The sequence below is a fragment of the Cyanobium sp. Copco_Reservoir_LC18 genome, from assembly GCF_009834675.1.
GTDB classification, from domain to species: domain Bacteria; phylum Cyanobacteriota; class Cyanobacteriia; order PCC-6307; family Cyanobiaceae; genus Cyanobium; species Cyanobium minutissimum.
In genome coordinates this window covers 1-19,691 of the sequence record NZ_ASAC01000022.1, presented here as the reverse complement: position 1 = coordinate 19,691, position 19,691 = coordinate 1, and the positions used below count along the sequence as shown (strand labels likewise).

The window sequence follows — 19,691 nt, the reverse complement described above, 5'->3', positions numbered from 1 at the left end:
GGGGCCTCACTCGTGGAACTCCTTCCACAGCAGCCAGTAGGTGAGGTAGCCAAGCAGGGGGAGCAGGACCATCGGGGCCAGGGCCAGCAGGGTCACCACCGGAGGGAGGTGGAGCACCAGCCAGAGCAGCACCAGGCCGTAGGCGAGGAAGGCCAGGGAGAGGCCCACCCAGCGCTGGCGCAGGCGCTCCCTGCAGCGCAGGCGCCAGGCCTTGAAGCGGCGGCGGCGGCGCTGCTCGGGCGGCACGAAGCGCCACCAGTCGCCCTGGGGCCGGGTGCTCAATTGGATCGCAGGCGCTGGAGATTGCGGCGCTGATCCTCGAACAGGCCGGTGAGCAGGCTGATCACCCGCCGCTCGCGCAGCTTGATGTCGGCGGTGAGGGCCATGCCGGCCTGGAGCGGCACGCTGTCCTTGTCGGGCAGGGGGATGGTCTGGCGGCCCAACCGGAGGATCACCGGGAAGTGGAGGCCCTCGGCCTGGGTGCCGAGCACCTGGGCCTGCTCCTCGGGGGTGAGGGCGTCGGAGCCGATGCGCTCCACCTTGGCCGGCACATAGCCGAAGCTGCTGGCGGGGAAGGTCTCGAGCGAGAGTTCGGCGCTCTGGCCCACCTGCACGAAGCCGATGGCCTTGTTGGGCAGGTAGACCTTGGCGCGCAGCGAATCCTGGGGGACCACCTTCAGCAGGGGGGTGGTGGCGGCGGCACCCACCACGCTGCCGGCGCTGACGTCGATGTCGAAGACCAGGCCATCGGCGGGAGCCGTGAGCACGCCGTACTGGATCTGGAGGCGGGCCTGGCGGATCTGGGCGTCGAGGTCACTGATCTGGCGCAGGTTGGCTTCGATCGCGGTGCGCAGCTCCACGTCGGTGCCGGAGCCGGTGTTGACCAGCTGGGAGCGCAGCCGGGCGATCTCGCGCTCCTCTTCGGCCACGTTGGTCTGGAGGTCCTGCATACGGTTGCGGGCCTCGAGCAGCTGCACCTCGCTGACGGCCCCATCGCGCACCAGTGACTGGTAGCGGCGTTCGATGTCGCTGTAGATGCGCAGGGAATCGCGGTAGCCGGCCAGGCGGGTGGTGCTCTTGGCCAGCTCCTCGCGGGCGGCCTCCAGGCGGCTGTTGAGCTCGCGGGCGCGGTCCCGCAGCTGGCTGCGCTGGTTGGCGGTGAGGCCGGCGGTGGCGGCCTCCTCGCCGAGGGTGGCCTTGGCGATGCGGTTCTCGTTGAGCAGCCGCTCGCGGATGCTCTCGGCGGCGGCCAGCTTGCTGCGGGGTTCGCGCAGGTCGAAACGGATCAGGGGCTGGCCCTGCTTCACCGCCTGGCCCTCCTTCACCAACACCTCCTCCACCACACCGGGGACGGGGGAGGCCACGTCCTTGACGGTGCTGGTGGGTTCGAGCTTGCCGGGCACGGCCACCGTTTCGGAGATCGGTGCGGTGACGCTCCAGAGGCCGAGGGCGGCCACCCCCCCCACCCCCGCCCAGACCAGCAGGCTGGAGCTGCGGCGGCTCTTGCGCAGCACCACGGTGTCGCGGAACGACCACTCCTGGGCCGCCTCCGACCCGGTGGCGGTGAGACCGCCGCTGAACGGGTGACTGGCCGCGGCGGGGCCCGTGGGCTCGGGCGATGCGTCCGCCGCCGGCTCCGGGGCGGGAAGGGAGCCCTGGCCCACCAGATCGACGCGCACCGGAATCACCGGCTGGCGGTGGCTGGAGCGGGGGGAGCGCAGCCAGCTGACGCAGCCGTCGAGCAGGGCGACGAGGCGGGAGGCGGGATCGGAGGCGCGGGGCGGGGTGGCCATCAGCTGAGACCTTCCTGGTTCTGGCTGCGGTAGAGGGCGTAGTACCAGCCGCGCTGCTGCATCAGCTGGCGGTGGCTGCCCTGCTCCATCACGGCGCCCCGGTCCATCAGCACGATCAGGTCGGCGGGCTGGACGGTGGTAAGGCGGTGGGTGATGAAGAAGACGGTGCGGCCCCGGAAGGCCTCGAACAGGTTGATGCACACCTGGCGTTCGGTGCTGGCATCGAGGGCGCTGGTCGCTTCGTCGAGGATCAGCAGGCGGGGGTTCTGGAGCACGGCCCGGGCCAGGGCGAGGCGCTGCCGCTGACCGCCGGAGAGGCCGGCGCCCCGTTCGCCGACGCTGGAGTTGTAGCCCTGGGGCATCTGCATGATGAAGTCGTGGGCGCAGGCGATGCGGGCGGCGCGGATCATCTCGGCGGCGGTGGCATCGGGCTTCACCATCAGCAGGTTCTCGCGGATGGTGCCGTCGAAGAGGAGTGAATCCTGCGGCACCACACCGATCTGCCGGCGCAGGGAATAGAGCTCCACCTTGCCGATGTCGAGGCCGTCGATCAGCACGCTGCCCCGCAGGGGGGCATAGAAGCGGGAGAGGAGCTTGAGCAGGGTGGATTTGCCGCTGCCGGAGCCGCCCACCAGCCCCACGAAGGAACCGGCGGGGACCTCCAGATCGACGCCATCCAGCACCAGGGGACCCTGGTCATTGAAGCGGAAGCCCACATCGACGAACTGCACCCGGCCCTGCAGGGGGGGCAGGGGGATGTTGCCGGCCTGCTCGGCGGTCTGCTCGGTGTCGCGGTCGACCACATCGGCCACCATGCGCAGGGCCTGGGTGTTGAACTGGAAGTCCTGCCAGGTGGCCACCAGCTGCACCAGGGGCTGGCGGATGTAGCCGGAGAGGATGTTGAAGGCGAACAGGGCGCCGAGGTTGAGATCGCCCTGGATGATCAGCCAGATGGCCACCGCGATCAGCACCAGCTGCCCCATGTTGCTGAGGAAGCTCGAGAGATTGGCGATCGATTCGCGGGTGACCTTGAGCTTGAAGTCCTCGCCGATGTAGGCGGCATAGCGGTTCTGGAACTCCCAGCGGGTCTTGAGTTCGGCGTTCTGGGATTTGATCGTCTGGATGCCGGTGATGGCCTCGTTGAGGAAGCTGGAGGCACGCACGGCTCTGGCCATGGTGCGGTTGATCTGGCTGCGCACCAGGGGATTGCTGACCAGGCCCACGGCGGCGATCAGGGGCAGGGTGGCGAGGACCACCAGGGTGAGCACGGGGCTGATGGCGAAGAGGATGGCCAGATAGAGGATCGAGAAGGCGAAGTCGACGAGGGTGGGCAGGGTCTGGCCGAGCAGGAAGTCGCGCAGGCGATCGAGCTGGGAGAAGTAGAAGGTGATCTGGCCCACGGGGCGGGCATCGAAGAAGCCCTGGGGCAGGCGCACCATCTGGTCGAGGATCGTGGCCTTGGCCTCCTGGTCGACGCGGTTGGCCAGATCGGTGAACAGGAAGCTGCGCAGGGTCTTGAAGATGCTCTCCATGAGGGTGGCGAGCAGCATCACGCTGGCGATGCTCACCAGGGCGCCGATGTTGCGGCTGGCCACCACGCTCTGGATCAGCACCATCAGCCCGAGGGGGAAGACGAGCTTGAGGGCGTTGATCACCACCGAGGCCACCAGCACCTCGATCAGTTCGCGGCGATGGGGGCGCAGGAAGGGGAGGTACCAGCTCCAGCTGAAGCGCTGCTGCTTGGCATCGGGTTTGCGGTCGAACAGCAGCAGCTCCACCTGGCCGCCGTCGTGGGTGATCAGCTCCTCGACCGGCACCAGCAGGGCGCCGAGCTCGGCCTCCAGCAGGCGGGCGCGGCCATCGGGATCGACGCCGTCGAGCAGGCCGAAATGGCCGTTCTGGAACAGCAGGGCCGGGGCGGGCACCCGGGCCAGGCGGCTGGCGGGCACGCGGGAGAGCACCACCCGCAGGCCGAGGGTGTCCATGATCTGGCCGATGTTGACCAGGTTGAGCCGGTCCTGGCGCTGCAGGATGGCGTCCACCTGATCGGCCAGGGCATCGCGGTTGAGCGGCAGGCCGAAGTAGTCGGCCAGGGCCTGGCAGAGGGCGATGGGCACGGCCCGGGGGCCGCTGGCGCGGGTGAGGGCGAGCTGGCCCGCGCGGTCACCGGCGCGGCGGGGCGGGGGCTCGATGGCGGGGGCGTAGGTGCCGCCGGCCTCCTCGGCCAGCACGGTGGGGGTGAGGGGCTCGGGGCCGAGGGTGATCGGCGCTTCCGCCTCCCGGGGGATCGCCAGGCCCACCAGCCGCAGCCAGGGGGCCTCGGGGCCGGGGGGTGCGAGGGGACGCTCCGACCAGGGCTCGGCCAGGGGCAGGCCGCTGCTGGCGTACCAGCGGAAGCCGGGGGGCAGGCCCAGCTCGGCGGGCCCCCCGGGGGGCAGGCTGCGAAGGCGCACCTGATCGGGCGGCAGGGGCCAGTCCTCGAGGAGGGCTTCGCCGAGGGGATCCCGCTTCGCCAGGGCCAGCAGCAGGGTGTGGAGCTCGCCGGCGCTGGGACGGTTGGCGAACCAGGCGGCGAAATCGGGATGGCCGCTGAGGAGATCGCGGAAGCAGGCGGCCGGGAGCTGGAGGGCCTCCACGTCGGTGGTGGCGCGCAGATGGTCGCAGGGATCGCGGCGCAGCAGGCCGGCCCAGCCCACCAGGGAGCCGGGGCCGAGGCGCTCGATGGTGCGCAGGCCCCGGCCGCTGGGGCTGGGGCCGAGGCTGCGCAGCTGGCCGCTGCAGAGCAGCAGCACACCCTCGGGCAGCACGTCCGGGCGCAGGACGGTCTGGCCGATGCGGAAGCGCAGGGGCTCCAGCAGGGGGTCGATCGCGTCGCGACGGGCGGGCGGGAGCCGGTCGAAGGGGGCGAAGTCGTTGAGCAGGCCGCTGATGGCCCCGGGGGAGGAGGTCATGGGCTGTCGTCCTCCTGCAGCAGGGCGAGCATCGCGTCGAGGGGCGGCAGCGGCTGAGCTTCCAGGAGGAGCCGCACCCGCTGCTCGAGCCATTCCTCGAAGAGTTCGCCCATCATGCGCTCCCTGGTGGCGTCGTTCAACTCGGCCGGCAGGACCTGTTCGAGCCTCAGCACCACCCAGCTGTCGCCCGCCTGGAAGGGTTCGAACAGCTGGCCCGGGCGGGCCCGGCGCAGGCGGCTGACCAGGCTGTCGTGGCCGGTGGCCAGGGGCAAAGGGCCGATCTGGCCGCGGCAGTGGCGTTCGGGGCCTTCGGAATGGAGCGGGGCGAGGTCGGCGAAGTCGGCTTCCCCTTCGGCGATCTGGTGGTGCAGCTCGGCGGCCAGATCCTCGCTGTCGACGCGCAGCAGCGAATAGACCACCTGGTCGAGCTCGGGCTTGCGCTGCAGGAAGCGCACCTCCACCTCGTCGTCCCAGCGGCAGCGCACCAGGCGCTGCAGGCGCCGCTTCTGGGTGGCGAGGATGCGCAGGTCGTCGAAGACCAGGCCGTGCTCCTGCAGCCAGCCGGGCACGTGGTCGTCGTCGTGGATGCCGCGGCGCTCCAGGTAGGCGGCCATCAGGGCCTTCTCCTCCTCCACGGGCAGGGGGATGGCGTGCACGAGCTGGTCGAGCACCCAGGCGCGGGCCAGGGGCCTGGCCTGGCCCTGCTGCCGGATCAGGCGGTTGAGCTCGGAGAGGGCCAGCCAGGGCCGCCCGGGGGGCAGCTCCACCACCGCCGGTTCCGGCAGGCCGGCCAGGGGTTCGGGCAGGGAGTCGCGGGGGGTGCCCATCACGCGGGCCTCCGGTGGGGCAGCTGGAGGCGGTCGAGGGCGTCGGCCATCAGGGCCAGGCCGTTGTCACGGCTCCAGGTGGCGCGGGCGTAGGCGAAGGCGGCGGCGCCCATGGCCCGCCAGGCGCCGTCGTCGTCGACCAGGTGGAGCACGGCCTGGCACCAGTCGTCGGGGCTGCGGGCGACCAGCACCTCCTGGCCGTGGCGCAGGCCGGTGGCCTCGGCGGCCAGGGGGCTGAGCACCTGGGGGATGCCGTGGGCAGCGGCGGCCACCACCTTGCCCTTGAGGCCGGCCCCGGAGCGCAGCGGCGCCACGAAGACGCGATGGCGGCCGTACACCGTGGCGGGATCGGCCACCCAGCCCTCCACCACCACCCGGGGCTCGGCGCTCCAGCGGGCGGCCAGGGCGCCATCGAGGCCGCTGCCGTAGAGGTGCAGGCGCAGCTCGGGGCGCCGCTGCAGCAGCAGGGGCCACACCTGCACCAGGAAGGCCTCGACGGCGTCCCGGTTGGGGGGATGGCCGTAGCTGCCCAGGAAGGCGAGGCCGCTGCGGCCCTCGAGGGGGGCGGGAGCCTCCGGGCCCTGCACCACCCAGGGGCAGGGGGCGGTGGCGGCCTCGCCAAGGGTCTCGGCCTCGATCACCGCCCGCTCCACGTCGGAATAGCTGAAGGTGAGATCCACCTGGCGCATCACCGCCAGCTCCTGGCGCTTCACCTCCTCCACCGCGTCGAGGGCCCGCCGGGCCGCCTCGCCCTCCAGCCCCTCGGCGCGGGAGGCCCGCAGCTGGCGCAGGTGGTGCAGGTCGGCGTTGCAGAACAGCAGGCGGGCCTGGGGGGCATGGCGCCGGACCAGGGGCAGGGCCGCGGCGGCCACCGTGTAGCGGGTGAGGTAGATGAGGTCGAACTCGGCGCCCCGTTCGGCGAGGACCTGCGCGAGGGAGAGCGCGAAGGGGGCGTGGAGCACCTCGACGCCGCGGCGCTGGAGCTCCTGGCTGTAGCTGGCCAGCCAGGCCAGGTTGAGGGGCACCAGGGTCACCTTCCAGCCCAGGGCCTGGAGCAGCTCGATCTCCACCAGGGCGGCATGGCTGCCGGCGTCGCGGTCGGGCCGGGGGGTTTCCTGGTCGATGAACAGGGCGCGGCCCAGGATCCCCCGGTCCTTGATGGCTTCGGCGCCGGCATGGCTGGGCTCGCCGCTGGGCTCGAAGGCCGCGGCCCATTTCTGCTGGAAGACGGGGCCGTTGACGGCCTGGAAGCGCTTGAGCCCCGTGTGGGCGGCGGTGTCGGTGCCGCAGCTGAGGCCCTCGTGGTGGATCACCCGGGCCAGGGGGGCATAGCGCACCGTGTGGCCGGCCTGGCGCACCTTGAAGGCCAGGTCGGTGTCTTCGTAGTAGGCGGGGGAGAACTCGGGGCTGAAGCCCCCGAGGGCGTTCCAGAGCTCGCGGCGGATGGCGAGGGCGGCGGCGCTGACGTAATCCACCTGGCGGGTGTAGGCGACACGCGGGTCGTGGGGGTTGCCGCCGCGGCCGTAGTTCCAGGGTTCGCCGTTGCCCCAGACGATGCCGCCCGCTTCCTGCAGGCGGCCGTCGGGGTAGAGCAGCTGGGCGCCGACCAGGCCGGTGTCGGGCCAGCGATCAAAGGGATCGAGCAGCTCCTCCAGCCAGGCGGCGCAGGGTTCGGTGTCGTTGTTGAGAAGCACCAGAACGGGGGCGCGGGCGGCGGCGGCGCCGCTGCAGCAGGCCTGGTTGAAGCCGCGGGCGAAGTCGTGGTGGATGACGCGCACCCCGGGGGCCTCGGCGGCCAGGGCCTCGGCGGTGCCGTCGCTGGAGCCGTCATCGACCACCAGCACCTCGAAGGGGACGCGGGTGGGGGCGTAGGCGATCGCCGCCAGGCAGCGGCGGGTGACGGCGTACTGGTTGTGCACTGGGATCACGATCGACACCACCGGATCGGCGGCGATCGGCAGGTGCAGGGGCTGGCGCGGCACGGCGCCGCCATCGGAGCCGGGCTCCTGGTCGGAGGTGCCGCTGGGCAGGGGGTGTTCGAGCAGGCGCTGCAGCAGGGGCAGGTCGGCGGGCAGGGGGGTGCCGTGGGCGTCGGCCCAGGCGAGCCAGGTGCGCAGGCTGCGGTAGCGCTCGCGGGCCAGGGGGGCGAACTCGTCGGGGAAGGGGGGGCGGGCGTGCTGCTGCAGGGCCGCCCAGGGGGTGAGGTGGAAGGGCAGCAGCTCGAAGCGCTGATCCAGCACCTGGCCGGCGGCGGTCTCCAGCTGCAGGTGGTGGACGGCGCCGTCGCTGAGGGCGGTGGGGAGCAGCTGCTGGAAGGGCCAGGGCCCCTCCGGCAGGGGGGCGGGGGGCGTGATGGGCAGGGTGGTGGCGCCGTCGAGGCGCAGCACCAGGGGCTCGGGGCCCCGGCCCCAGCCGTGCAGCAGGGGGGCCTCCAGGCGGGTGAGGGCGCCGTCGCGCAGGGGACCCTGCTGGCGCTGCCGGTCGATCTGGGCGTAGGTGGCCGCATCGAGGCGCATCGGACTGCCGGCCAGCTCGACACCGCCCTCGGCGGTCAGCACCCGCAGCACCAGGCCCTGGGCATAGGGCGGCAGGGGGATGGAAGGGCCCCACCAGAAGCGGAAGCCGCAGGACTGGGCGATGCCCAGGGGGTGCAGATCGGGTCGGGGCTGGGCGGCGGTGAGCTCGGCGACCAGCCGGCGCTGGCCTGGATCGAGCAGGTCGTCGATCAGCAGCTGCAGGCGCAGGGGCGGGGCCTGGGGCTGCAGGGGCCAGGGGCAGGCCCAGCCGCCCAGGCCGCCCTCCGCGCTCCAGCCCTCCAGCCGGCCCACCAGGCCAGGGCGGCGCCACGCGGCGAGGGAGGCTCCGCTGCCTTCCAGGGTGCCGGGCGGCTCGGCGAGCATCGCAGCCATGCTGGAATCGTTGGCGGAACCTTATTGCCCCTGTCCCGCTTTGTCTCGTTCCGCCATCGACACCGCGGGCGGCGATGGCGGCGAGGCTGGCGTCTGGGTGCCGCTGCGGCTGCTGCGGCAGCTGGCGCTGCCCTACCCGGCGTATCACCAGCTGATCGAATCGCTGCGGGTCGGGGCGGGCCGCGGGGACGACCCCCTGCTGGCGGAACTGGCGGAAGCCAGTGCCACGGCCCTGCGGGAGGCCCTGGAGCAGGGACGGCTGGAGGCGGCCCTGGCCGCCCACGATGATCTGCTGGGCCATGTGATCGAGCTGGCGGCGGTGCGGCCGGCGGTGGCGGCGGTGCTGTGGCAGCGGTATGGGGATCTGCTGGGCCAGCTGACGATCCAGGTGCACGGGCGGGTGATCCCCGCCGATGGGGCCGCGCCGGATTTCGCCGCCGCCGAACGGGCCGGTGACGGGGCGCTCTGCCTGCGGCTGGCGGCGATCCTGGAGGAGGCGGCGGCCCATCCGTGGCCGGTGCCCGACTGGCTGCCGGTGCTGGAGCAGCAGCTGGTGCAGCACGGGGCCCTGGCCTGGCAGCAGCGGCTCCGGGTGGAAGCGGACGCCGCTGGTCCCTGTCTGGATCTGTTCCTGCGCCTGGCCCAGCTGCTCGATCCGGTGCCGGCGTGGGTGGATCTGGCCTGGCGCGCCGCCCTGGAGCGGCTGATCGAGGCGCTGCCGCCCGCCGGTGCCCTGGCGGAGGCGGACCTGGCCCGGCTGGTGGAGCGTGTGGGTCGGTTGCCGGTGGCGGCGGAGCAGCGGCCGGCCTTCGAGGCGGCGCTGCTGCGGGCCCGTTTCAGCCTGGAGCTGCTGCAGCAGGGCCGCGCGGTCGGGCGCGCCGGCGCGGGGGTGGAGGTGCTGGAGGCGGAATGGCTGGAGGAGGAGCCCGCCTCGGCCGCGGCGGCTCCGGCGGATCTCCCGGCGGCGGCTCTGCCGGCGGTGGAGTGGCGCCCCGGCGCTCTGGTGGTGGAGCTGGATCCGCTGGAGCTGCAACTGCTGCAGTGCGCCGAAGGGCCGGCCGAGCCCCTGGAGGAGGCCCTGGCCGAACTGCGCCGCCGCCACCACGACAGCGACTTCTGGGCCGCGGCCGTCGTGGAGGGCCCCGAACCGCTGGACACGCTGGAGTTGCTGCGGCGCTTCGAGCGGGAGGCCGGCTTCTACGCCACCACCCATGCGCCGCTGGAGAGCCTGCGGCAGTGGGCCCGGCCGGCGCTGCAGGCCCTGCTGCAGGCCCAGGTATGGAGCGGCGATGGGGCCACCCTGGAGCTGTGGCAACGCTGGGGGCAGGCGGGCCAGCGGCGGCAGCCGCCCGGCGGCACCGCCCTGCTGGAGCGGCTCGGCGGTGCGGAGGTGCTGGTGGTGGGCGAAGCGCCCGAGGCGATCGAATCGCTGCTGGAGGCGCACCGGGCCGGCCGGCTGTTCGTCGGGGAGGCCTTCGGCCTGCGGAGCCTGGCGGTGCCCGAGAGCCGCCACCCGCAGCGGCCCGCGGCCGGCTTCGAGCACAGCCTGGAGGGTCTGGTGGCGGCGGTGGAGGCGCTGTACGAGGAGCGGCCGTTCACGGTGCTGCTGGCCGCGGGCGGCGCCTACCGGCTGCCGCTGGTCCAGGCGATCGGCAGCCGTTACGGGGTGCTGGCGGTGGCGCTGGCCTCCCCCCTGGCGGCGTGGCTGGGGGCTGAAGCGGTGGCGGAGCCGGGCCGATGAGCCAGCCGGACCCCAGGCCGACGGACTGGCGGGCGGTGATCGCGGCCCATCCGCTGGAGAGCCACGAGCCGGCGGCCTGGCTGCGCTATGGGGTGGCCCTCAGCCAGCTGATCGAACCCTCGGCCCAGGAGCGGCAGCAGCAGCAGCAGGTGGGGCTGGCCTTCGCCCACGCCGAAGCCCTGGGCGCCTCGAAGCAGGCGGTGGCCCTGGGCCAGCGCCAGGCGACGCTGCTTAGCCTGGTGGAGGCCCTGGAGCTGGCCGGCGCCGGAGCGGCGGCAGCGGCGCTGGCGGGCCTGGCCGACGGGCGGTGACGGGCAGCTTCTCCGGCTGACTGAGGTAAGGCTTCGCGCCGGAGGTCACCCATGGATGCCCTGCTGACGTCAGCTGCTGGGGTTTTCGCCCCGGGTGACGGTGCCTCCAGACGCGCTGACGTGGGATGGCGTCCACCGATTGTCCGCGGTTGCGGGCGGCGGAGGGTGCTGGTTGGCAGGCTGAAGCGTTGTGTACAGCCTGTACAGGGTCGGCGACAACGGCGCTTATGATGACGTCATCTGATGACGGTCATGTCATGCGGACCATCGTGGATCTGCCCGAGGGCGAGCGCGATCAGCTGGATGCCCTCTGTTCCCAGCGGGGCATTTCCCGGGCCCAGGCGCTGCGGGAGGCTCTGACCCTCTGGCTGGAGCGGGAGCGTCCACGCCACCGGGAGGTGTTCGGGCTATGGAGCGACCGGGACCTTGATGGGGTGGCGCTGCAGCGGCGGATTCGGCAGGACTGGGACCCGCACTGATGGGGTTGCTGCTCGACTCCAACATCCTGATCGATGTGTTGCAGGGCCGGGATGTTGCCTTGGAATGGATCCAAGCGCAGCCGCGCTGTTCCATCAGCGTGATCACCTGGATCGAGGTGCTGGTGGGTTGTGGCCCGGGTGAGAGCGAGGCGGTGGAGGTGTGGTTGCGGGGGTTCCACTGCCTGCCGCTCGATGGCGCCGTGGCCAGAGAGGCGGTGGACTGCCGCCGCGCCCTGGGGTTGAAGGTGCCGGACGCCATCATCCTGGCTACCGCCCATTGCCATCAGTTGCGGCTGGCCACGCGCAACAGCCGGGATTTTCCGGAGCAACTGGCCGACGTGGTTGTCCCCTACACCCTCTGAAGGTCGCCGTGGCCAGCAAGCGCACCCTCAACGCCCGCAACCTGGAGGCCCTGGGGGCGGCGGCGCTGGCGGAGCTGCTGATGGAGGTGTCCAGTGGCCAGGCGGTGATCCAGCGGCGGCTGCGGCTGGCGCTGGCGGCGGCGGAGGGGGCCGGGGATGCCGCCCAGGAGGTGCGCAAGCGGCTGGCGTCGATCGATCGGGCCCGCACCTGGGTGAGCTCGGCCCGGCGCCCGGCGCTGCTCAGCGATCTGGAGGCCCAGCTGGCGGCGATCACCGGGCCGATCGCGGCGGAGGACCCCCGGGGGGCCTGCGAGCTGCTGCTGCGCTTCCTGGAGATTTCCGGCGGGGTGCTGGCGCGCTGCTCCGACGGCACCGGCGCGGTGATCGGGGTGTTCGAGCGGGCCGCCGGCCAGCTGGCCCCGCTGGCGCTGGCGGCCCGGCTGGCGCCGGAGGCCCTGGCCGAGCAGGCCGCCGAGCTGCTGCTGGAGAACGACCATGGCCAGTTCGATGGGCTGGTGCCCGCCCTGCAGGAGGCCCTGGGCGAGGCTGGCCTGCAGCAGCTGGAGCGCTGCTGCCGCGAACGGGGCGCCCGCGACGGCAGCCATCTGCTGCTGCAGATCGCCGAGGTCCGGGGGGATGGGGAGGGCTACCGGGGCCAGTTCAGCGCCGGGGAGCTGCGCCGGCGCCCCATCGCCGCCGACGTGGCCCGGGTGCTGCTGGCCGGCGGCCAGGCGGCCGAGGCCCTGGAGATCCTCGATGGCGCCGGCACGGAGCCGGCGGGGCGGCTCGACGGCGACTGGCAGGACACCCGTGTGGCCGTGCTGGAGGCCCTCGATCGCCCCGCCGAGGCCCAGGCGCTGCGCTGGCAGTGGTTCTGCCGCAGCCTTTCGATCCCCCACCTGCTGGAGTACCTGCGGCGCCTCGACGCCTTCGAGGACGGGGAGGCGGAGGAGCGCGCCCTGGGGGTGGCCGAGCGGCACCCGAACCGGCTGCTGGGGCTGGAGTTCCTGGTGGGCTGGGGGGCCCTGGCCCGGGCCGCCCGCCTGGTGCTGGCCCAGGCCGGGGAGTGGGACGGGGAGGCCTATGCGATCCACAGCGCCGCCGCCGAACGGCTCAGCGCCGACCACCCCCTGGCGGCCACGCTGCTGCTGCGGCCGATGGTGTGGGGGGCGCTGGCGACGGGGCGCTCCAGCCGCTACCGCCACGCCGCCGCTCACCTGCGCAGCTGCGATCTGCTGGCCGACCGCATCGACGCCTGGCAGGGCCATCCCGACCATGCCGCCTTCGTGGGGCGGCTGCAGGAGGGCTTCGGCGGGCGCTGGGGTTTCTGGCGGCTGGTGGAGGGGTGAGGCGTCGGATGGGCTAGGGGACGGGGAGCAGCTCGGCGGCGAGGCCCTGTTGCTGCAGCAGCGTCACGGCCTGCCGATCAAAGGACAGGAACGTGTCGCCACCCAGCCACTGACCCTGGTGAGCGATGACCGCATCGGCGAAATCACCACCGGCCTCCAGCTGCCGCAGACCCACCTCCACGGCAGCGCGATCGAGGTTGACGTTGCTGGCGGCCATCAGGGCCCGGATCGCGGAGGTGATCTCAGCCACCTGGAAGGCGTAAACGCGGCGCAGCACCCAGACGAACTCGCAGAGGGCCGGCAGGGCCACGGCGATCTGCTCGGCGCCGCGCAGGGCCGCGATCGCCGCTTTCGACTGGGACGGGTCGTCGACCACCACGGCGCGTACCAGCACGTTGGTGTCGGCCGTGATCCTCATGGCTCCCCGGCCCAGCCGGCCGCGGCGGCCGCCTGGATCTCTTCAAGGCTGGCCAGCTTCGGGCTGCGGCCCGCCAGATGGCCGATGAAGGCCTCGATGCTGCCTGGGGGCTGGATGGCGCGCACCTCGATCCGACCGCCGGGAAGCGTCGTCACCTCGATCCGCTGGCCCGGCTGCACCCCGAGATGGCGCAACAGCTCGCGGCGGAGGGTGACCTGGCCCTTGGCGGTGACGGTGAGATGGGCCATGGGTACACCACCAACAATCCAACGGTAAGGCATTAGGCCCTTACTGAAGACCGATGGCGCCGAGCGTCTCCGGCGGGATCGCACTGACCACGCAGCTTTGCCGCCAGCCCGCAAGGACGCCTTACGACAAGGAGGCCTCCGGAACCTGAGCGCTGCCCAGGCCCCATGCTTGTGGTGGTCTGGCGGATGGATCCGGCGTTCTGTACAGGCTGTACAGGTCTGGGATCTGGCCCGGCGCTGCGGGGGAGTCACCGCCAGGGGGCCTTCGGCCAGGCCGGGCCCCTGGATGAGGTGCTGGTCATGGCTCGTAAAGCCTTGATGCTGCAGGTCACCGCCAGCAGGCCGTCCGCAGCTGTTGGTCCGCCAGTGGACTAACCTTCCAATGCCGGCCCCTGCTCCGTATCGCCATGGGTGCTCCTGTTCCGCGGGTCGTGAACGTGCACGAGGCCAAAACCCACTTCTCGCGCCTGATCGACGCCGCCCACGCCGGCGAAACCATCGTGGTGGCCAAAGGCGGGCGGCCCTGGGCGCGGCTGGTTCCCCTGGAGCCGCCCATACCCAGCCGCAGGCCCGGCGTCTTGAGCGGGGTGGTCGCCCTGCCTCCGCCGGAGGTGCTGCTCGAGCCGCTGCCAGAGGAGGAGCTTTCTGACCTGGAGAAATCTCTCCTGTGAGCGCTGGTGTGCTGCTCGACACCCACGCCCTGCTCTGGTGGCTGGCGGAACCCGATCGCCTCTCGCCGGCAGCCCATGCCGCCATCGCCGATTCCAGGGCGCGGGTGCTGGTGAGTGCGGCTTCCGGCTGGGAGATCGCCACCACGGTGCGCCTGGGCAAGCTTCCTGCCGCCGCTTCCCTGCTGGAAGAGCTGCCCACCGTGTTGGCCGCCCAGGGGTTCGAACTGCTGGCGATCGAGCTGCGCCATGGTCTGCGGGCCGGCAGCTATGGCCTGGCCCATCGTGATCCCTTTGACCGCCTGCTGGCCGCCCAGGCCGAGCTGGAAGCCCTCACCCTGGTAAGTAGCGATCCAGCCCTCAGGGCCTTTCCCTGCCACCTGCTCTGGTAGCTGCGCCATCAGCCCAGCCCTCCCAGCGCCCGCTCCAGCTCCCGCGGCTTGGTGGGTGGGTTCTCCGATCGAGCCCACCACGTTGAACCCCTTCAGGCGCAGGATCGTTGAGGGCCAGGCCCCAGCCATGGCGGTAGAGCAGCGATGGCATCCTGCAGCCAGCGTTTTCCTCACCAGGCTTTGCCAGCGCCCGCCTCAACACCCACAGGCCGGCAACCCCGGCATCAGGCGGCAGAGGTGCTCGTGCAGCGGGGAGACCGGCGGCAGCCAGTACTGGCTGGTGCCGCGAACAACAGATAGGCCAATCAGCAGCGCCCAGAGCCAGGTGAAGCGGGAACCACCAGGGAGGATCATCGGTTGTGGGGCGGAGGGAGCTGTGGTGACGTGACCCCCTCCGCTGCCGCGGAGCTTGGCCAGGCCGTGATGGACCTGGAGGATCTGCAAAGCGACGACGCTCTCCTCCATGCCCGTGCGCTCGTTGACGCCATCCGTGCTGCGATGGCCAGAGCCAGACCAGGTGATGCACCAGGTGGAGGCCTGGGCGGTGCAGCAGGGTGAGCAGGTTCCCTCGCTCGAGCGCGTGGCGGTGTTCGGCAGTTATGGGCGAGGCACCGCAGGAGTGGGCAGCGACCTCGATCTGCTGCTGATCGATGCAGGGGCCAGCGGCCCCCAGCAGGCTCGTCTGCTGAGCTGGCCACTGGAGCAGCTTCCGCTCAGCTGCGACGCGCTCGTGTTCACCCCGGAGGAACACGACACCCTGATGGCGGCTGGATCCCGTTTCGCGATGGGGCTAGGGCGCGATGCCCGCTGGGTGTGGTCCCGGAGGGCGGCTGAGCCCTCACCCTTGAGCGGCCCGCTTCCATCGCCGATGCAAGATCGGTGTGGATGAAGTCATCGCCCTTGGCCATCGGCGTCAAAGCGGGCCTCGAGAACGATAGAGAGTTTGAGCAAGGAGGCAGCGGACAGCCGCTGGAACGCGGCGGATTGGATGGCCTCATTGAAGGAACGACGTTCGTCCGATGGCGTCGTAGCCGAGGATGTCCTCGGGCGAGCGGTTGTCCTTCTGTGGTCGCGCTGCGCTACGCAGGGCGATCTCATCGAGGCGATCGGCCAAGCTGGGGCGCCCAGCGGCCTCACGCTGCTGTTGTTTAGGGCGTTGCAGCGGTTCCTGCAGGGCTTGAATGACGGCAGCGATTTTGTTTTCACCCGAGAGGGCGGCCACCTCCCCAGCCAGGCGATCGGCCTTTGAGTTGCGGATGTTCAGCGCCATCAGGGCAGCGTGTAGACAACCAACGCTCAATCTAGATGTCCCATGGGCTTCTTGGTCTGCGACAGGCGTGGCTGTGGTTGCTGGAGGGTTCCGTGGGGAGATCCGGCGTTGTGTACAAGCTGTACAGATCTGGGATCCGGCCGGGCGGACAGGGTCGGATCGAACTCAGCTCTCCCGTTCGAGCCGAGCATGGTGTTGGCGGCCAAGTGCTACGGGGGAGTCACCGACCACAGGCCGGCAACCCAGGCATCAGGCGACACAGGGATGGATGCAGCGGCGACCCCTGCGGCAGCCAGAGCGGGCTGGAGCCGCGAAGGACGGATAGGCCGATGAGCAGGGCCCAGAGCCACGTGAAGCGGGAACCACCGGGGAGGATCATTGGCTGAGGGGCAAGGGCCGTCGGCTACAACCTGGCTGTGAATCGGTAAAGCTTCTGCATGCCAGGAACCTGCGCCAGCACCAAGGCTTCAGCGTCCTCAAGATCTTTCTGGTGCGCCTGAATCAGCTCGGCCACCCTCGATGAACGGCGTTGCATCACATCCGGATGGCGAGGAGAGAAGGCGAGGCCATGCTCCCCCTCCAGCCTGGCCAGTCCGAAGGAATCGAGAAGCTGCTCGGAACGACCAAGATCTTCGTAGCGGAGCAGGAAGTTGCCACCCGTCAGACGAGCACCAAAGGGGAAGGGCTTCGCCAATGGAAGCCACTTCTCTAGAAACCTGACGACGTAGCGAACTTTGCGAGTCAGCCACTCGGAGACCTGCTCGGTGGTCATCACCACGCCGGCCTGGTCGATCAGCCGCCAGGCTTCCTCAAGAACTTCTGCTTCATGATAGAGATAGATCCTTTCCAAGGCAATACTTGCTTGCTGCAGAAGCTGCCGATTTTCGTTCAGCTGCTCCAGCTCAAGCCAGGACACCAGGGCATGGAGTGGCCGCCGCACCTGGATCAGACGCACCATGCCCAGAGGCGGCTCAAAGGTTGAATCCTTGAGATTGAAGTCGTGCGACTTCAGCAATCTGAGATGGGGCTGACGATGATCCCTTGCAAAGTGCCAGTAGGCGGCAACATGGCATGGGCTGGTTTTGCAGCAGCCTGGCTCTTGATAGCCTTCACAGTAGGAGAAGTGATCGCCGCAAGCGCTGGCAAGCAGCGACTTCAGATAATGGTGGCCACTGCGAGGGAGAGAGCGGCCTTCCACCAGCCACATCCCTGGGAGGCGTGGGTGACCCGTGGAACAGGCGTTCAAATGCAACTCCGTCAGAGTCTCTATGTTTGCGGCTTGTGCTGCCTCTGCAGGTTGTTCCTCTAGCCAGGATCTGATCAGTGTCAGGGCCGTCTGCCACTCGCCATGGAGCAGGGCATCACAGGCATGGGCTCGTGCGTTGTTCCAACGGCGCACGGCCTCTGATCGTTGTCTCATGGCATCAGCCGCCTGGGCCAGGCCTGCGGCCTTCAGCGAGTCCAGAAGGCTGGCCTCCACCATCTCCAGCTGGGCCGCTTTCACTTCCGCATCACTCGCCCCTTCCTTCTGAGCCTGGAGGAAGGCAAGGAAGGCCTGCTGGAGCTGACGCCCCTGCTCCGGGCCTGGCTGAATGGCGCCCATCAACGCACGCGCGTGCCGGAGCCATTCCCCTGGATCGTTTCTCTCTAAGGCCTCCTGGCTCATCAACCTCGCCTACCGAGTGGTTCGCTGATCATGGCGTCTCCGCTTGGTCCTGTGTCCTGATTCACCATTTCACTAAGAGTTTCCCCTGTGCCTAGGGCCTTCTCCTTCCGCTGTACCTCTTTCTTGAGGCCCTTGTTCTATTGCTGGTCCTTGGCGGGGAGCCTCTCCAGCTCCTTTTGCTCGGCCATTGTCAGCACTGGCGCGGTGTTGGCATCGGCGGCGGCCTGAAGCCATTGGCTCACCTGCACAAGGAACAGACCCTGCTCCTGGCAGTAGGCACCGAGTTCGTTGCCATTGAGACCAGCGGTCTTGAGCACCGCCGAGAACTTCCCGTCAGCGCTTCAGGCTTCTGGCTCATTCTCTGATACGGAAACTACATCTTCCTACAGCCAGCAGACCTTCTTCCAGTTGCAGAGGGTCACGACGAGGATGCCAAGCTCCTCTGAATCCGGACGAAGCTCTGACGCTTGGGGTAGAGGGATTCGCATCTTAATCTTAAGCCTATCAGCCTCAATGAAGCAATACCTTCAACTGCTCAATCAAGATGTTGATGAGCCACGTGAGACTCAGTTCAAGGCGCAAGCCACTCCCACCGCCCACCCACTATAAACTAAATCTAGCTTGTGCAATTCTTGAGTCGTCCTGTTGTTCAGGACAAGAAGGTCTTGACAACTGATTGGGCGAGAATCGCCATCAAGACAGGGATATGTGTCTCAGCATTTAGCCTGTTCGAAGCCCTGGTTTATGCATGCTTCCCAGAATTATCATTTGAATTCTTTCTAACAACTCTTGTCGATGAGAAAATCTCATCCTTTCATAAATCTAGCGGTAAACTCCGATCAGTTATCGTAAGTTTATCGAATCTTGAAAACCCCACACGTACATATTCAAGACCACCAATCCGCATGTAGAATAATCATTGTACTAAAGCTGTACAAATCATATGTCATTACCAAGATAAAGACGCTGATATATATCCAGTCTGATCATTAAGTTGCTTCTAATTCATGAGGTCTTAACTCCAAGCAAAATCAAGCTGGAGAGAGTCTTAAGCTTCTGGCAGATTCTACAGGTAGCTTCTCAAGCTTGCTTCTCTCCTGTTCGAGCGCGTCGGTTGAAAGAGTAATCCTGAGTTCCTTATTCTTGCCAATGCTAGCAATCAATACGGGAAGAGAGAAAAAACTCCTGTAGTAAATAATTCCCTGCAAGTAGTGGGCTAGTGGTGTCATCTCACAGAAATGGATGAATTGACCTGTTGTGTCGTGAAGCCCACCTTTCTTCGCAGAGAAGGTTGAACTAACATAATCAACGCTCCACATTGAGGTGTTAGGAGATGTTAGCTGCAGCAAATTGCGATAGTCAAAAGGAATTGAGCATTCAGGATGTCTGCTAATTGCTGCTCCAAAAATTGGCTCGTCACTGACTTGGCCAGGACGCGCGAAATAGCTCAATCCCGTGCTAGGATCATCTAGGAATGACAGATAGAGAGAGCGCACTGTTTCAAAGAATCGATTGCTTTTGGATTTAGAAGACTCATAGTAAAAAACCCCAGAATTGAGTAAATAAACTGAATCAACCAAGCCCTTTGCAATAAGGTTGTCAATAGATATTGCACCGTTCCAGTGAGTTCCAGATTCTTTTCTCTGAGATGGAAAGCAGGCTGGTAAACCCGCAAACCGTTCCCAAAATGCATTCATTCCCTTTCTGACTAAAAGACAGTCAGCGTCAACATGTATATTCCGCCCGTATGGGCTCTCTTGATCGAGGATGAACTTCCGACTGAAGCTGCCATCGTAAGGCTCAGAAGGTGAAGAGGCAAAAATATCAGTAAATACTTGATGAAAGTAAGGCGGCAAGTCCTTTAGGCTGTCAGTAAGAAGACATATATCACGCTTAGGATCGTTTAATCGGATCGAACATGCACAAGCAAGAGCCAACTCCTTGTAATGGATGTCTCCGAATGCTTGAATAATGTAACCTTGGCTTGAATTCGTCATTGATTGGCCTGATCTCGATGTATAGTAATTGAAGTTTGGAGTTAATAGGAAATCAAGATGTAAGGTTGGATCAGTAGTTTAGTAGTCCTAATGGCCATGCATGCTTTCCCATATCGTAGGTGCTGGGATGCAGCTAGTGAAGGCAAGATAAAGAGACTATCCTAACATCAAGCTGACCGCTCAATGGTTTTTTGTACGGAAAGTGCAGCGACGGCAGGCAGGCTACCTAGGAGCCTGCTGAAATACCCGCCAATCCGAGCTCTGCCAAATCGGCCTGGGCCCTCCGCGGAGTCAATCGGCAGGCCGGTTC

At 68.2% G+C, this 19,691-nt stretch carries 20 protein-coding genes; 8 read left to right on the top strand and 12 right to left on the bottom strand.

Going from position 1 to position 19,691, the window contains the following annotated elements; translation table 11 throughout:
• Positions 1 to 6 precede the first annotated feature (6 nt).
• Genes L107_RS11315 through L107_RS11295 form a run of 5 tightly spaced genes read right to left on the bottom strand, consistent with a single transcriptional unit; the run spans position 7 to position 8,480 of the window.
• Positions 7 to 282: a hypothetical protein gene (locus tag L107_RS11315; RefSeq protein WP_159818900.1), complete on the bottom strand. Its 276-nt coding sequence runs from the start codon at positions 280 to 282 to the stop codon at positions 7 to 9.
• Positions 279 to 1,793 (bottom strand): HlyD family efflux transporter periplasmic adaptor subunit, encoded by a 1,515-nt coding sequence (locus L107_RS11310; protein ID WP_159818898.1) that lies wholly within the window; start codon positions 1,791 to 1,793, stop codon positions 279 to 281. Before L107_RS11310 ends, L107_RS11315 begins: the two co-directional genes overlap by 4 nt.
• Positions 1,793 to 4,744: a peptidase domain-containing ABC transporter gene (locus L107_RS11305; RefSeq protein ID WP_159818896.1), complete on the bottom strand. Its 2,952-nt coding sequence runs from the start codon at positions 4,742 to 4,744 to the stop codon at positions 1,793 to 1,795. The genes L107_RS11310 and L107_RS11305 overlap by 1 nt, the downstream gene beginning before the upstream one ends.
• Positions 4,741 to 5,571 (bottom strand): peptidylprolyl isomerase, encoded by an 831-nt coding sequence (locus L107_RS11300; RefSeq protein WP_159818894.1) that lies wholly within the window; start codon positions 5,569 to 5,571, stop codon positions 4,741 to 4,743. Before L107_RS11300 ends, L107_RS11305 begins: the two co-directional genes overlap by 4 nt.
• Positions 5,571 to 8,480 carry a glycosyltransferase gene (locus L107_RS11295; RefSeq protein ID WP_236550643.1) on the bottom strand — a complete coding sequence of 970 codons (2,910 nt, stop codon included), beginning with the start codon at positions 8,478 to 8,480 and terminating at the stop codon, positions 5,571 to 5,573. Before L107_RS11295 ends, L107_RS11300 begins: the two co-directional genes overlap by 1 nt.
• Here L107_RS11295 and L107_RS11290 point away from each other — a divergent pair.
• The 5 genes from L107_RS11290 (at position 8,479) to L107_RS11270 (ending at position 12,722) form a co-directional block, all read left to right on the top strand.
• Positions 8,479 to 10,221, top strand: coding sequence for a hypothetical protein (locus L107_RS11290; protein ID WP_236550642.1), 1,743 nt, complete (start codon positions 8,479 to 8,481; stop codon positions 10,219 to 10,221). The two genes, L107_RS11295 and L107_RS11290, sit on opposite strands and share 2 nt — an antisense overlap.
• On the top strand, positions 10,218 to 10,532 hold the full coding sequence (locus tag L107_RS11285; RefSeq protein WP_159818890.1) for a hypothetical protein: 315 nt from the start codon (positions 10,218 to 10,220) through the stop codon (positions 10,530 to 10,532). Before L107_RS11290 ends, L107_RS11285 begins: the two co-directional genes overlap by 4 nt.
• 257 nt (positions 10,533 to 10,789) lie before the next feature.
• Positions 10,790 to 11,011 carry a CopG family transcriptional regulator gene (locus L107_RS11280; protein WP_106222378.1) on the top strand — a complete coding sequence of 74 codons (222 nt, stop codon included), beginning with the start codon at positions 10,790 to 10,792 and terminating at the stop codon, positions 11,009 to 11,011.
• A complete protein-coding gene (locus L107_RS11275) occupies positions 11,011 to 11,373 on the top strand; it encodes a type II toxin-antitoxin system VapC family toxin (protein WP_159818888.1) in 363 nt (120 codons plus the stop codon). Before L107_RS11280 ends, L107_RS11275 begins: the two co-directional genes overlap by 1 nt.
• A gap of 8 nt (positions 11,374 to 11,381) precedes the next feature.
• The gene (locus L107_RS11270) at positions 11,382 to 12,722 is read left to right on the top strand and encodes a DUF6880 family protein (RefSeq protein ID WP_159818886.1); all 1,341 of its coding nucleotides are present in this window, start codon (positions 11,382 to 11,384) and stop codon (positions 12,720 to 12,722) included.
• Positions 12,723 to 12,735: 13 nt separating this feature from the next.
• On the opposite strand, the gene L107_RS11265 is transcribed toward L107_RS11270, so the two are convergent.
• Both L107_RS11265 and L107_RS11260 read right to left on the bottom strand, forming a co-directional pair.
• Complete coding sequence (locus tag L107_RS11265) at positions 12,736 to 13,140, bottom strand: type II toxin-antitoxin system VapC family toxin (protein ID WP_159818884.1); 405 nt, start codon at positions 13,138 to 13,140, stop codon at positions 12,736 to 12,738.
• Positions 13,137 to 13,388 carry an AbrB/MazE/SpoVT family DNA-binding domain-containing protein gene (locus L107_RS11260; protein ID WP_159818882.1) on the bottom strand — a complete coding sequence of 84 codons (252 nt, stop codon included), beginning with the start codon at positions 13,386 to 13,388 and terminating at the stop codon, positions 13,137 to 13,139. The genes L107_RS11265 and L107_RS11260 overlap by 4 nt, the downstream gene beginning before the upstream one ends.
• Positions 13,389 to 13,795: 407 nt before the next feature.
• On the opposite strand from L107_RS11260, the gene L107_RS11255 reads away from it, so the two are divergent.
• Both L107_RS11255 and L107_RS11250 read left to right on the top strand, forming a co-directional pair.
• On the top strand, positions 13,796 to 14,059 hold the full coding sequence (locus L107_RS11255; RefSeq protein ID WP_159818880.1) for a type II toxin-antitoxin system Phd/YefM family antitoxin: 264 nt from the start codon (positions 13,796 to 13,798) through the stop codon (positions 14,057 to 14,059).
• Entirely contained in the window at positions 14,056 to 14,448 is a 393-nt protein-coding gene (locus L107_RS11250; protein ID WP_159818878.1) for a type II toxin-antitoxin system VapC family toxin, read from the top strand. Before L107_RS11255 ends, L107_RS11250 begins: the two co-directional genes overlap by 4 nt.
• Before the next feature lie 195 nt (positions 14,449 to 14,643).
• Here L107_RS11250 and L107_RS11245 read toward each other — a convergent pair whose 3' ends face one another.
• On the bottom strand, positions 14,644 to 14,913 hold the full coding sequence (locus L107_RS11245) for a hypothetical protein (RefSeq protein WP_159818876.1): 270 nt from the start codon (positions 14,911 to 14,913) through the stop codon (positions 14,644 to 14,646).
• On the opposite strand from L107_RS11245, the gene L107_RS11240 reads away from it, so the two are divergent.
• The gene (locus tag L107_RS11240) at positions 14,912 to 15,337 is read left to right on the top strand and encodes a nucleotidyltransferase domain-containing protein (protein WP_236550641.1); all 426 of its coding nucleotides are present in this window, start codon (positions 14,912 to 14,914) and stop codon (positions 15,335 to 15,337) included. The two genes, L107_RS11245 and L107_RS11240, sit on opposite strands and share 2 nt — an antisense overlap.
• Before the next feature lie 105 nt (positions 15,338 to 15,442).
• Here L107_RS11240 and L107_RS11235 read toward each other — a convergent pair whose 3' ends face one another.
• From L107_RS11235 to L107_RS11220, 4 genes are all read right to left on the bottom strand, one after another.
• On the bottom strand, positions 15,443 to 15,718 hold the full coding sequence (locus L107_RS11235) for a type II toxin-antitoxin system VapB family antitoxin (protein WP_159818874.1): 276 nt from the start codon (positions 15,716 to 15,718) through the stop codon (positions 15,443 to 15,445).
• Between the two features lie 403 nt (positions 15,719 to 16,121).
• On the bottom strand, positions 16,122 to 17,321 hold the full coding sequence (locus tag L107_RS11230; RefSeq protein WP_159818872.1) for a hypothetical protein: 1,200 nt from the start codon (positions 17,319 to 17,321) through the stop codon (positions 16,122 to 16,124).
• A 200-nt stretch (positions 17,322 to 17,521) separates the two neighbouring features.
• Positions 17,522 to 17,701: a hypothetical protein gene (locus tag L107_RS11225; RefSeq protein WP_159818870.1), complete on the bottom strand. Its 180-nt coding sequence runs from the start codon at positions 17,699 to 17,701 to the stop codon at positions 17,522 to 17,524.
• Positions 17,702 to 18,415: 714 nt separating this feature from the next.
• Positions 18,416 to 19,381, bottom strand: a complete 966-nt coding sequence (locus tag L107_RS11220) for a hypothetical protein (protein WP_159818868.1) — start codon at positions 19,379 to 19,381, stop codon at positions 18,416 to 18,418.
• Between the last annotated feature and the right edge of the window lie 310 nt (positions 19,382 to 19,691).